The 13263-nt window shown below is 71.9% G+C and carries 9 protein-coding genes; 6 read left to right on the top strand and 3 right to left on the bottom strand.

From position 1 onward, the window contains the following. Positions 1 to 107: 107 nt before the first annotated feature. Positions 108 to 3350, bottom strand: coding sequence for a glycosyltransferase (locus AB0I53_RS00195; protein ID WP_358594052.1), 3243 nt, complete (start codon positions 3348 to 3350; stop codon positions 108 to 110). A 204-nt stretch (positions 3351 to 3554) separates the two neighbouring features. Here AB0I53_RS00195 and AB0I53_RS00200 point away from each other — a divergent pair, with 204 nt between their 5' ends. Genes AB0I53_RS00200 through AB0I53_RS00210 form a run of 3 tightly spaced genes read left to right on the top strand, consistent with a single transcriptional unit; the run spans position 3555 to position 5930 of the window. Then, positions 3555 to 3803: a hypothetical protein gene (locus AB0I53_RS00200; protein WP_358594054.1), complete on the top strand. Its 249-nt coding sequence runs from the start codon at positions 3555 to 3557 to the stop codon at positions 3801 to 3803. Beyond that, complete coding sequence (locus AB0I53_RS00205) at positions 3781 to 5271, top strand: HAMP domain-containing sensor histidine kinase (RefSeq protein WP_358594056.1); 1491 nt, start codon at positions 3781 to 3783, stop codon at positions 5269 to 5271. Before AB0I53_RS00200 ends, AB0I53_RS00205 begins: the two co-directional genes overlap by 23 nt. Beyond that, complete coding sequence (locus AB0I53_RS00210; RefSeq protein ID WP_358594058.1) at positions 5268 to 5930, top strand: response regulator transcription factor; 663 nt, start codon at positions 5268 to 5270, stop codon at positions 5928 to 5930. Before AB0I53_RS00205 ends, AB0I53_RS00210 begins: the two co-directional genes overlap by 4 nt. A 54-nt stretch (positions 5931 to 5984) precedes the next feature. Here AB0I53_RS00210 and AB0I53_RS00215 read toward each other — a convergent pair whose 3' ends face one another. Further along, positions 5985 to 7103, bottom strand: coding sequence for a hypothetical protein (locus AB0I53_RS00215; RefSeq protein WP_358594059.1), 1119 nt, complete (start codon positions 7101 to 7103; stop codon positions 5985 to 5987). A 270-nt stretch (positions 7104 to 7373) separates the two neighbouring features. On the opposite strand from AB0I53_RS00215, the gene AB0I53_RS00220 reads away from it, so the two are divergent. The 3 genes from AB0I53_RS00220 (at position 7374) to AB0I53_RS00230 (ending at position 11139) form a co-directional block, all read left to right on the top strand. Next, on the top strand, positions 7374 to 8273 hold the full coding sequence (locus AB0I53_RS00220) for an EamA family transporter (protein ID WP_358594061.1): 900 nt from the start codon (positions 7374 to 7376) through the stop codon (positions 8271 to 8273). 192 nt (positions 8274 to 8465) lie between these two features. Beyond that, positions 8466 to 9968: an SLC13 family permease gene (locus AB0I53_RS00225; RefSeq protein WP_358594062.1), complete on the top strand. Its 1503-nt coding sequence runs from the start codon at positions 8466 to 8468 to the stop codon at positions 9966 to 9968. Between the two features lie 25 nt (positions 9969 to 9993). Next, complete coding sequence (locus tag AB0I53_RS00230; RefSeq protein WP_358594063.1) at positions 9994 to 11139, top strand: glycerate kinase; 1146 nt, start codon at positions 9994 to 9996, stop codon at positions 11137 to 11139. Between the two features lie 197 nt (positions 11140 to 11336). Here the strand turns inward: AB0I53_RS00230 and AB0I53_RS00235 are convergent, their stop codons facing one another. Next, entirely contained in the window at positions 11337 to 13145 is a 1809-nt protein-coding gene (locus AB0I53_RS00235) for a gamma-glutamyltransferase family protein (RefSeq protein ID WP_358594064.1), read from the bottom strand. Positions 13146 to 13263: the final 118 nt, after the last annotated feature.

Raw genomic sequence — 13263 nt, forward strand, 5'->3', positions numbered from 1 at the left:
CCGCGGGCTCTCCCACCCACACAAAATCTTTTTTCCTCCTGTTGGGGGGTTTTTTTTTTTTTGGCAAACAAACCCACACAAAACCCCCCCCCGGCCCCGTGGCTTTCTCAGGCCTCGTAGTCGGTGGTGGCGAGGAGGCCGTTGAGGGCCTCTCGGGAGACGTCCGGGCCGAACTGGGCCGCGATGCCCTTCTTGCCCGCCTCCGCCATCCGCCGCCAGGCGTCGTCGTCGGTGAGCAGCCGGACCGCCGCCTCCGCGAGCCCCGCCGCGTCGTCGGCGACCAGCACGTCCTGGCCGTTCGTCAGGTGCATGCCCTCGATCGCCACCGACGTGCCGACCACCGGCACCCCGAGGCTGAGGCTCTCGCCGACCTTGCCCTTCACCCCGGCGCCGAACCGCAGCGGCGCGAGGGTCACGCGGCTCGCCGCGTACTGCGGCTCCAGCTCCGCGACCCAGCCGTGCACCTGCACGCCGCGCCCGGCCAGCTCGCGAACCTCGTCGGTCGGGTTGCTGCCGACGATGTGCAGCACCGCGTCCGGGCACTCCTCCCGCACCAGCGGCATGATCTCGCGCGCCGCCCAGCGCACGGCGTCGATGTTCGGCGGGTGGTCGAAGCTGCCGACGAACAGCAGGTCCTTGCGCCCCTCCGGCTTCGCCGGGCTCCAGTCGACCTCGTGCACGTTGGACAGCACCCGCACGTCGGCGTCCGGGACGAGCTCGCGCAGCAGCACCTGCTCCGCCTCGGACACCACCAGCGTGACGTCGCAGGAGCGGGTCAGGCCGAGCTCCATCTGCCGCGACGCGAAGGCCTTGCGCCGCAGCGCTTCCGCTCGCGCCTGCTCGCCCTGCTGCTCGGCGACCTCCGCCTGCCTCTCCAGCCGGAGGAAGTGCACGTCGACGGTGTCGTAGGCGATCACGGCCTGCGGCGCGCAGGTGCGCAGTTCCTCGACCAGGCTCCACGCGACCTGCGGTCGGGACAGCAGGGCCAGCGAGATCTCCGAGCCCGCCTCGTGCAGGAACGCCTGCTGCAGTTCGGGTTCCGGCAGCACCGTGACGCCGAGCTGCTGCAGCTGCGTGGTGTAGGGCTCCAGACGTGCGTGGTTGCCGGGGAAGAACACCACCCGGCAGCCGAGCTGCACGAACTGCTCCAGCACCCGGCGGATCCGCACCGAACCGGAGTCGAAGTCCGGGCGCGGCACCTGATGGTCCTTGACCAGCACGATCGGCCCGTGGTGGCCGCGGGTGCCGCGCTGCCGGGCGAGCCAGAGGTTGCGCGGCGAGGCTTCCGGCAGGTGTTCGGCGGCCAGCGTGTCGGCCCACTTCTCCACGAACACCTTGCGGTTGAGCTCCTGGTGCTTCTTCACGCCGGTGCTGAGGTCGGTGCCGTTGGACACGCCTTCGTGGTGCACGACGACGGCCTTCGGCTGCACCACGGTGCGGTAGCCGGCCGCGCGCACCGCGAACGCCAGGTCGGTGTCCTCGTAGTAGGCGGGCGCGTACCGGGTGTCGAAGCCGCCGACCTGCCGGAACACGTTGGTGCGAACCAGGATCGCCGCGCCGGAGCAGTAGTCGACGTCGCGCACGACGTCGAACTCGGCGCCGCCGGGCGCGGTGTTGCGGCCGTAGTTCCAGCCGTTGCCGTCGGCCCACACGATGCCGCCGCACTCCTGCTGCCGGCCGTCCGGGTAGACCAGCTTGGCGCCGACCAGCCCGATGCGTTCGTCGCCGCGGATGGTGTCCACCAGGACGTCCAGCCAGGACTCGGTTACCTCGGCATCGTTGTTCAGGAAGAACAGGTACTCGCCGCGCGCGTGCTCGGCGCCGAGGTTGCAGGCGCCGATGAACCCGAGGTTGCGCTCGGCGCGCACCAGCCGGACGCCTTCGCAGGCGGCGAGCTTCTCGGCGCTGTCGTCCGGCGAAGCGTCGTCGACGACGATCACCTCGAACGGCACGGACACCAGGTGCCCGCCGAGGAACCGCAGGCACTGCCGGGTGTAGGGCCACTTGCCGTGCACCGGCACGATCACGCTGACCAGCGGTTTGTCGCTGTGCGGCACCGGAAGCGGCCCGGTCTCGACGGCTTCGCCGGCCTGCGGCACGCCGGGCTTGCGCCCGAGCGCGATCTCGTACGCATCGCGCCGCGCGGTGCCGCGCGGCGCTACGCGCTCGACGACCTTCCGGTACTTCGTCACCGCGCGCTGCACCAGCGCGGAGTTCTGCGCCGCGAGCTCCGCGTTCGCGGCGCCGAGCTCCGCCGCTTGCCGCTCGGCGTCCGCTACGCGTCCTTCGAGCCGCGCGACGGTGTCGCGCAGCCACTCGATGCGCGCCGCGTCGCGCTCCGCGCTCTGCTGGCTCTCGTGCAGGTCGCCGCCGATGCGATCCAGCTCCGCTCGCAGCTGCGCCTGCTCGCGGACGCCCTGGTCGGCGCGCTGCTCTTCCTTCTTGCGCAGTTCTTCGAGCCGCGTTATCGAGTTCTTGAGCTCCTCGGCTTCGGCGCGATTGCGCTGGTAGAGCTCGTTGAGCTTGGCGACGTCCGCGACCGCCACATCGCGTTGTTCGATTATCGGCGCGACGTCGCCGCCGCGGCGGATGAGGGTGAGGTCGGCGTCGGTCAGCAGCGCCGCGGCGGGCAGCTTCGGCAGGTGCTTGTCGGAGGCGATGCCGAGCAGGTAGGTGTGCGGCACGCCCTGCCGGACTGACCATTCGCCGTCGCGGCCCTGGATGGTCTGCAGCCGGACGCCTTCGATCGCGGTGTCCCGGTCGCCGTGGTCGGCGGGGGTGAGCAGCGATCCGACGGTGACGTTCTGCTTCAGCACGGCCACGTGCCGGAACGCGTCCTCCAGCAGTGCCTCGTACTGCTTCGCGGTGAGTTCCTTGACGTGGTACGGGTTTTCGTTGCCGTGCTCGTGCGTGTAGACCGCCGTGTCCGGGGTGCTGCTCAGGAACAGTCCACCTTGGACGAGCCGGGACCTGACCAGGTTCAGCACCGCGTCGTGGTCTTCGACGTGTTCGATCGCCTCGAAGCAGACGATCACGTCGAAGGGCTTGGCGTCGGCGAGCAGCTCGGGATCGGTGATCGATCCGGCGTGGAAGCTGACGTCGCGGCTGCCGTAGTTGTGCTGGGCGTGTTCGACCGTCGCCGGGTCGATGTCCACGCCGACCACCTCGGCGCCTTCGGCGGCCAGCAGCGCCGCGCCGTAGCCCTCGCCGCAGGCGAGGTCGAGCACCCGCTTGCCGCGCACGAAGCGGGCCGCGAGGGCGTAGCGGTGGTAGTGCTCGTAGATGACTTGGACGTCATCGGTCCACGGCACGCAGCGCTCGCCGGTCCAGTCGATCAGCCGCTTGTCCATCCGGTCCCTTACCACGTGATTGAGTCCCACAGCAGGCTAGCGCCCCGTTGGGGTGCCCCACAGCGATACTCCGGAACCGGGCTGCGCGATCGCACGCGGCGGGGCGGCGACCGGCACGATTCGGAGCTGTCGCGGGCGCCCTGGATGAAAAAGCTCTCATCTCGTTTTCATGCTCGGCTCCCCGCGGGCGGCGAGAGTGGAGCCATGAGGTCGGTTCCGAAGGCAGTTCTGCTGATCGCGGCGTTGGCGCTGCCGATCGCCGCAGTGCTGGTGAGCTTCGCGCTCACCGATGGGCCGCGCACCCCGCAGGTGCCGGCCAGCGTGCAGGTCGGCAGCACACCGGGACCCGAACCCAGCCGGCTCGCGCCGCCGACCTCGATCGACGTGCCCACCGAACTCCCGCCGCCGGCCCCGGACGACGATGACGACGATGACGACCACGACGACGACTGAGCCCGCCTCGACCAGGTCGTTCGCCAAGCTCCCCGGCCGCCGCGGCACCCGCATCCCGGCGCGCGCGCAGATCATGGGCTGGCTGCTGCTGGTGCTGGTCGTGGTGCTGCTGGCGGTGATCCTGATCGTCCGCACGTTCCTGCACAACGACGTGAACGACCAGGTGACCGCGTCGATGGAGCAGGAGGCGCACGAGTTCGTCACGTTCGCCGAGCGGGGCCGCGACCCGGCCACCGGGCAGCTGTTCACCGCGCCCGAGCAGCTGTTCAACTCCTACCTGTCGCGCCAGTACCCGGACCGAGACGAGGCCCTGATCGGGGTGTGGGAAACGCCGACCGGCCTGCGGCCGCTGTCCCAGGAGCAGGACGACGAGATCGACCGGTTCGCCAAGGACCAGGCGCTGTTGCAGCAGATCGTGGCCGCCCCGAGCAACTACGGCTGGCTCGACACCCCGGCCGGGCGGATGCAGTGGCTCAAGGTGCAGACCGAGTCCGAGCAAGGCGGCCGGGCCTGGTTCGTGGTCGAGCGCTACACCGCGACGGCGACGGCCGACGCGGACCGGACCGTGCAGCTGCTGCTGCTGGTCAGCGGGCTCGGCGTGCTGATCGCGGCGCTGTCGTCGTGGGTGGTGGCCGGGCTGATCCTGGCGCCGGTGCGGGCCGTGCGGCAGGCCGCGGCCGAGATCAGCGAGCACGACCTGACCAGGCGCATCCCGGTCGAGGGCCGGGACGACATCGCCGCATTGGCCGACCAGTTCAACGCGATGCTCGACCGGCTGGAGGACGCCTTCCGCATCCAGCGCCAGTTCGTCGACGACGCCGGGCACGAGCTGCGGACGCCGATCACGATCGTGCGCGGCAACCTGGAGCTGCTCGGCGACGATCCGGCGGAGCGGGAAGAAGTGGTGCGGCTGTGCACCGACGAGCTGGACCGGATGACCCGCATCGTCAACGACCTGCTGATGCTGGCCAAGGCCGACCGACCCGACTTCGTCACCCCCGCGCCGGTCTCGCTGGCCGAGCTGACCAGCGACATCGAGGCGAAGGTGCGCTCGCTGGCGGACCGCCGCTGGGTGCTCGACGACATCGGCGAGGGCGAGGTGCTGGTCGACGAGCAGCGGATCACCCAGGCGATGGTGCAGCTGGCGCAGAACGCGGTGCAGCACACCGAGCCGGGTTCGGAGATCCGCATCGGCTCCTCGGTCGCCGACGGCGCGGTGCGGCTGTGGGTGACCGACCGCGGCCCCGGCATCGACCCGGCCGAGGTGTCGAAGATCTTCGACCGCTTCACCCACGGCAGCAGCCACGGCAAGGGCGGCGCCGGCCTCGGGCTGGCGATCGTCAAGGCCATCGCGGACGCGCACCACGGGCGGGTGCGGGTCGTGTCCCGCCCCGGCGAAGGCGCCACCTTCGCCCTGGAACTGCCCGCCGTCCCACCCCACGACGCGACCGAGGAGACCACCGCATGAGCAAGATCCTGATCGCCGAGGACGAGGCGCGGATCGCGGCGTTCATCGAGAAGGGACTGCGGGCCAACGGCTTCACCACCACCGTCGTCGGCGACGGCGACGCCGCCCTGGACTACCTGCTGACCGGCGACTTCGACCTGGTGGTGCTCGACCTGGGACTGCCCGGCAAGGACGGCTTCTCGGTGCTGCGCGCGGTGCGGGCCCAGCACGTGACCGTGCCGGTGATCATCCTGACCGCGCGGGACGGCGTGCACGACACGGTCGCCGGGCTGGAGGGCGGCGCGGACGACTACATGACCAAGCCGTTCCGGTTCGAGGAACTGCTGGCGCGGGTGCGGCTGCGGCTGCGGCCAGTCGACCGCGTCCCGGAGATCACGGTGCTGCGCGACGGCGAGCTCTCGCTGGACCTGCGCACGCGGCGCGCGCAGGTGCCGGAGGGCATGGTGGACCTGACGGCGCGCGAGTTCGCGATGCTGGAGCTGTTCCTGCGGCACTCCGGGCAGGTGCTCTCCCGCGAGCAGATCCTGTCGCACGTGTGGGGCTACGACTTCGACCCTGGCTCCAACGTCGTGGACGTCTACGTGCGGGCGCTGCGCCGCAAGATCGGCGGCGAGCGGATCAGCACCGTCCGGGGCATGGGCTACCGCCTGGGCGCCTGAAAGCTCGTGAGTGTTCACTCCGGTAAGAACCGGAACGAACACTCACGAGACTGGTCATGGGGCGTAGCGGAGGATCGCCGCGGTGGCGCCGCCGTCCGGGATGTCGTCGCTGCGGACCGCCATGACCCGGCCTCCGGTGAGCCAGACTCGGCGGGCTATCTCGTCCACCACGCCGTAGGACACCGCGTCGTCGACCTGCTCGAACGTCACCGCGCCCGCCTCGTCGATGAAGCCCGGCACCACGTTGTCGATGTCCACGAACACCGTGTCGACCGCGCCCATCGTCGCGTGCCGGGCCACGTCCGCGATGTCCGTGACCGCCCGGCCCTGGCCGGTGCGCTGCTCGAACAGCCCATGCAGCTCGCGCAGCCGGTCGGCGTGCAGGTCGTCGAGGACCTCGCGCGCCGCCGACGCCAGCTCGCGGTCGCTGCTCTCCTCCGGGTTGCCGGTCAGGCCGACCGCGGCGAGCTCCGGGGCGGTGCTGACCGACCGGAAGATGCTCTGCAGCGGCTCGGTCGCGGCCAGGAGCAGCGGCACGTCGCCGCGCAGCACCGGCCGCAGCGCCCGGTCGACCTGGCGGGCGAACTGGCGCATCCGGACCTTCTGGCCCTCGCTGCCCTGGAAGCGGCGGCGCGGCAGACGGTCGGTGACCGACTCCTTGCCCACCGAACTCGCCACGTCCGCCGGCATCCCGGGCACGTCGACGGCGACCGGATCCATGTCGGGCACCACCTCCAGCAGCCGCACCGAGTTCTGCGCGAGCGCCAGCAGCAGCGCGGTCTGCGGGAAGGTGATCGAGCGCAGCAGCGGCTTGAGGTGGAACCGGTCGGACACCTCGACCACCGCGTTCAGGTGGTTCGGCAGCCGGAAGGTGGTCAGCGCGGTCGGCGTGGCGAACAGCGCGAGGCTGCGGGCCTGGAAGCGCCAGAACGCCTCGTCTTCGGCCAGGTCGGCCAGCTGCTCGGTGATGCCGGCGACGGCTTCCTTGGCGGCGCCCGCCCGGCGGAGCTGGTCGGTCGCCTGCCCGGCGAGGTTCTTCAGCTCGATGCGCTCGGCGTCGCCGCCGGAGGCCGGGCTGGTCGGCAGGTACAGCGAGACGCTGATCGGCTCGCGCGCGGTCAGCAGCGCGTCGACCTGCGCCCGCGTCGGGATGTCGGTGTGCAGGATCGCCATCGGTGCCCTCCCCTGCGAAACGTCCGGAACCAGCGACGCTACCGAGGGCGCGGCAAACCAGCAGGGCGACGGCGCCGACCGGCCAGGTTCGCCCGTTAGAGTGGTCGGCGTGAACTCGCACTGGCATCGCGTCCTTCCGCCCCCGTCCCGCTGACGGGCGGCGGACCTCCACCACCCCGATGACACCGCAGCTCGGTCGAGCTGCGCCGGGGTGACTTGACGCGCGCCCGTTCGACGAGTCCTGACGGTTCGCGAACGGAAGAGTTCACCTTGACTGATCAACTGCTCACCGCACCCGCTCCTGCCCGGAGCTTCGTCGCCGGCCCACTGCCGGTGCTGCTCGCGGCGTTCCTCTGGGGCACCACTGGAACGGCCGCCAGCTTCGCCCCGGCCGCCGCGAGCCCGCTGTCGATCGGCGCCGCCACCATGGGCGTCGGCGGCGTGCTGCTGCTCGCGATCGCCGGCCGGTCGGCGTTCGACGTGCTGCGATCCGGCCGGATCGGGCTGCTGCTCGTGGGCGCCCTGGCCGTGGCGGTCTACCCGCTGGCGTTCTACTCGTCGATGGCGCTCGCCGGGGTCGCCATCGGCACCGTCGTCACGCTCGGCTCGGCGCCGGTGTTCGCCGCGATCCTGGAACGCGTCGTCGACGGCGTTCGGCTGGATCGACGGTGGGCGTTGGCCGCCGCAGTTTCGGTGCTCGGCCTGCTGCTGATCACCGTCGGCGGCGAGAGCGGCGTCGGCGCGGATGTCGTCCTGGGCGCCTTGCTCGGCTTGCTCGGCGGCGCCACGTACGTCGGTTATTCGTGGGCGGCCTCGCGGATGATGCGCGGTGGCCACGGGTCGCGCGCGGTGATGGGCGCGATGTTCGGTGCCGGCGCTCTCGTGCTGCTGCCGGTTCTGGCGTTCACCGGCGGCCCGCTGCTGAGCTCCTCGTCCGGGCTGCTGGTCGCGGGCTACCTCGCGGTGATCCCGATGGGCCTGGCGTACCTGCTGTTCGGCGCCGGGCTGCGCCGCACGTCGGCCAGCGTCGCGACGACGCTGAGCCTGCTGGAGCCGGTGGTGGCCGCGCTGCTGAGCGTGCTCGTCGTCGGGGAACGGCTGGGCGTCGCGGCGTGGTGCGGCGTCGGCCTGATCGGCATCGGGTTGGTGCTGGTCAGCACCCGCCGCTGAGAACCTGTGCACAGCTGTGGATAACTTTCTCCACAGCTGTGCACAAACCGGTCGCTCAACCAGGCGTTTTCGCAGCTGAGGACCCCGTTAGCAAAGTTGTCCACAAGCTTGTGGACAACTGCGCGGCAAAGATGAAGCGCTCCTCATGGGCGGTTCACGCGCGGTTCAGCAGCGGGACAGATCGTGGATCACGTGAACGGCCACGAGGACACCAAGCAGCTGGTGCGCACCGAGTTCGCCACGAGCCCGGTGCGCACCGCCCGCGTGACGTCCGACCCGAGCGCCGGGCGCGGCTGGGCCATCGGGATCACCCTCGGCGCGCTCGGCCTGCTCGGGCTGCTGGCGGTGCTGACCGCGCCGGAAGACGCCGGGGCCGACCAGCTCGGCCGCTCCGGGCTGATCACCATCCTGGTGTTCGCCGCCGCCGTGGCCGGCTGGATGAGCAACCGGCTCGACGACACCTTCGTCGCGCTGTCGGCGGCGGCCGTACTGGTGGTGCTGGGCGCGCTCGATGCCGAGGAGTTGTTCGACTCGCTCGGCGCGGACCAGATCTGGCTGCTGGTGGCGGCGTTCGTCCTGGCCGCCGGTATCAACCGGACCGGCCTGCCCGCCCGGCTGGCGATCGCGCTGGTCGGCCGCGCCCGATCGGCTCGCGGCCTGGTGCACCTGATCACCGCGGGCCTGGTGATCACCGCGCTGCTGGTGCCGAGCACGAGCGGGCGCGCGGCGCTGGTGGTGCCCACCTACCTCGCGCTGGCGGCCGCCTTCGCGCACCGGCCGAGCCTGGTCCGAGCCCTCGCCGTGCTGTTCCCGACCGTCGTGCTGCTGTCGGCGATCGCGACGCTGGTCGGCGCGGGGGCGCACCTGATCACCAGCCAGATCCTGGACAGCACGATCGGCACGGGCATCGGCTTCGGCCAGTGGCTGCTGTGGGGCCTGCCGTTCGCCGTGGTCAGCTCGCACCTGGCCGCGGAGCTGGTGCTGCTGTTGTTCACCGGCCGCGCGGATCGCCGGGCGCGGCTGCGGGTCGACGCCTCCGCGCTGCGCGAGCGACTCGACGTGCCGCCGCAGATGCGGCGGGCCGAGATCCGCGCCATCGGCTTGCTCGGCACCGTCGTGCTGCTCTGGAGCACCGAGTCGCTGCACGGCCTGTCGCCCGCGCTGATCGCGCTGGCCGGGGCGCTGCTGATCACCTCGCCGCGGTTCGGCACGGTGCGCATCGGCGCCGCGATCTCCGAAATTCCCTGGTCGCTGCTGCTTTTCATGGCCGCCACCACCGCGCTCGGGGCAGCGCTGACCGAGTCCGGTGCCGCTTCCTGGGTCGCCGCGAACGCGCTCGTCGGCGACAGCACCGGCGTCATGCTGATCGCCGTCGTCGCGTTGAGCGTCGCCGCGCACCTGCTGCTGCAGTCGCGGTCCGCGCGGTCGGCGGTGCTGATCCCGCTGGTCGTGCCCGCCGCCTTCGCGGTCGGCATGAACCCGGTCGCGCTGGCCTTCGCCTCGACCGCCGCGGCGGGCTTCTGCCACACGCTGCCGTCCTCGGCCAAGCCGGTCGCGATGTTCGCCGGGCTCGACCACACCTACGCCCCGCGCGACCTGCTGAAGCTCTCCGCTCTGCTCGGCCCCGCGCTGGGCGCGCTGGTCGTGCTGTTCGCCCTGTTCGCATGGCCGGCACTCGGCCTGCCGCTCACCTGATCAGTCCAAAGTGGAGGAAAAGACCATGTTGCGTTTCGCCGTCGCCCCGAGCGGTTTCAAGGAGTGCCTGGACGCCGAGGCCGTCGCCGACGGGATCCGCGCCGGCATCCGCCGGGTGGTGCCGGCCGCGGCCATCGACACCATCCCGCTGATCGACGGCGGCGAAGGATCGGCGCGGCTGCTGGCGCGGTCGACCGACGGCGAACTGGTGCCGGTCACCGTCACCGGACCGGTCGGCGAACCGGTGGAGTCGCACTTCGCGCTGCTCGGCGACACCGGCTTCGTGGAGATGGCGGCCGCCGCCGGGCTTTCCCTGGTGCCGCCGGGGCGGCGCGATCCCGGCTCGACGACCAGCCGCGGCGTCGGCGAGCTGATCGCCGCCGCGCTGGACGCCGGCGTCAAGAAGATCATCATCGGCTGCGGCGACTCCGGTACCTGCGACGGCGGAGCCGGTGCGCTGCGGGCGCTGGGCGTTCGCGTGCTCGACGTCGACGGGGCGGAAATCGGCGACGGCGGCGTGGAACTGGTCCGCGCCCGGCGGCTCGACGTGACCGGACTGGATCCGCGACTGTCCGAAGTGGAGCTCGTGGTCGCGGTGAACCCGACGAACGTGCTGTGCGGGCCGAACGGCGTCGCGCGCTGCTACGGGCCGCAGAAGGGCGCCTCGCCGGATCGCGTCGAGCAGCTCGCCGGCGCCATGCAGATCTGGGCGGAAGTCCTGCGGCGGCACAGCGGAACCAGGTTCACCGACCTGCCCGGCGGCGGCGCCTCGGGCGGGCTCGGTGCCGGGCTGGCGGGAGTGCTCGGGGCGCGGCTGGCCTCGCGGTTCGACGTGTTCCTCGAAAGCAGCGACCTCGACCAGCGGCTGCGGGCCGCCGACCTGGTGATCACGGCCGAAGGCGCGATCGACGCGTCCACCGCGCTCGGCAAGATCCCGACCGAGGTGGCGCGGCGCGCGAAGCGGCACGGCAAGCCGGTGATCGCCCTGTGCGGCACCATCGGCCCCGGCGCGGACACCAGCTACGACCACGGGATCGACGCGATCACCGGAATCCTGACGGGGCCGGTGGACCTGGCGGACGCGATCACCCGCGCCCCGGAGCTCATCGCGGACGCCACCGCCCGCACCCTCCGGATGCTGCTGGTCGGCCGCACGTTACGAGCCGCCTGATCGGGGTCGAGGATGGAGCGAACGGACCGTTCGCCTCGTTAGACGAGGCAAACAGGCCGTTCGCTCCATCCTCAATGCCCGCAGGTGCTCGGAGAAGGCGACGTCCGGCTGCGGGAACAAATCCCGATTGGGTTGGAGCGAACGGACCGTTCGCCTCATTAGGAGAGGTGAACAGGCCGTTCGCTTCAACCGCGTGATCAGCGGCCGGCGGCGTAGCCCTGGGCTCCGCGGGCGTTCGCCGCCGCGCGCAGCAGGCCGGAGTCCGGGTCGCGCGAGACCGCCGACAGGCGGCCGAGCGCCCACGGCCCGGCGTCGAGCACGTCGTGGCCGCGGCGGCGGAGCTCGGTGAGGGTGTCGGCGCCGAGCCGCGACTCCGCCACGACCCGGCCGGGTTCCCAGGCGCGCGGGTAGAACGAGCCCGGGAACGCGCCGGTGTGCCAGGCGGGCGCGTCGATCGCCTCCTGCAGGTTCAGTCCACCGTGGACGTGCGCCAGCCAGAAGCACAGCTGCCACTGGTCCTGCTGGTCGCCGCCCGGCGTGCCGAAGGCCATGGTCGGCACGCCGCCGCGCAGCGCCAGCGACGGGCTCAGCGTGATCCGAGGCCGCTTGCCCGGTGCCAGCGAGTTCGGCAGGCCCTCCTCCAGCCAGAACATCTGCGCCCGGCTGCCGAGGCAGAAGCCCAGTTCGGGAATGACCGGCGAGGACTGCAGCCAACCGCCGGACGGCGTCGCCGAGATCAGGTTGCCCCATCGGTCGACCACGTCGATGTGCACCGTGTCGCCGCGGTTTTCGCCGGTCGGCGACACCGTGGGCTCGCCGATGCCGACACCGCTGGGATCCTTCTCGCCGTCCACGCCGCGCCCCTCGGCGACATGCGCGGCCAGGATCGCGTCGCGACCGCCCGGCGCGCCGGGGCGCAGCTCCAGCGAGGCGCGGTCGCCGATCAGCGCGCGGCGGGCGGCGGCGTACTCGCGGGACACCAGGTCGGCGAGGACGCCGGGATCGGCGGAGTCGCCGTACCAGGCCTCGCGGTCGGCGAAGGCGAGCTTCGCCGCCTCGACCGCGAGGTGCACGGTGTCCGCGTCGGCGACGCCGTCGACGTAGTTGATCCGGTCGGTCAGGCCCTCGAGGAGGCGCAGCTGCTGCGCCAGCGCGGGGCCTTGGGACCAGATGCCGAACTTCGCCAGGGTCCAGTCGCCGGGGAGGTCGACGGTCAGCGGGCTTTCGTAGCCCGCCTCGAACTCGGCCATGTCCTGCGCGGTGATGACGCCCGCGTGATCCCGCCCGGAGTTGTCCCGGTGCGGCGTGCGCACGAACTTCTCGACCGCCTCGGCGACGAAGCCGTGCGACCAGGCGCGGCGGGCCGCGTCGATCTGCGCTTCGCGACCGGGCCCGGCCGCCTCGCCCTCGGCCAGCAGCCGCTCCCAGGTGTCGGCCAGCGCCGGGTTCTTGAGCACGCTGCCGGGCTTCGGCGCGGCGCCGTCGGTCAGCCAGAGCCGGGCCGAACTGGGCCAGTGCTCGGCGAACATCGCGCGGACCGTGTCGATGGTCGTGCTGATCCGCTCCACGATCGGGAACCCGTCGCGGGCGTAGCCGATGGCGTACTTCAGCACCTCGTGCAGCGTCTTGGTGCCGTGATCGCGCAGCAGCAACAGCCAGCCGTCCCAGGCGCCCGGCACCGTGGTGGCCAGGAATCCGGTGCCGGGCACCAGGTCGAGGCCGAGCTCGTCGCGGTAGTGGCCGATGGTCGCCGCGGCGGGCGCCGGGCCCTGACCGCAGAGCGCGCGGGGCCGCGGGTCGTCGGCGGTGGTGAACAGCGCCGGGACCTCGCCGCCGGGGCCGTTGAGGTGGGGTTCCACGACCTGCAGGACGAACCCGGCGGCGACCGCGGCGTCGAAGGCGTTCCCGTCGTCCTCCAGCACCGCCATGCCCGCCGCGGAGGCGAGCCAGTGCGTGGAGGCGACCATCCCATGCGTGCCGGCGAGTTCCGGGCGAGTCGTAAACACGTCAACTACCTTAGGCCGCCATCACCCGTCCGAGCGATAGCCGAAGCGAAGGCATCCCCCACGCCCAGCACCAGCCCGGCGGAAGGTCATGCCCGGCGGGGAGGGGCCCGGTTTTGCC

This window comes from Saccharopolyspora sp. NPDC050389, from assembly GCF_040655595.1.
Lineage (GTDB): Bacteria > Actinomycetota > Actinomycetes > Mycobacteriales > Pseudonocardiaceae > Saccharopolyspora.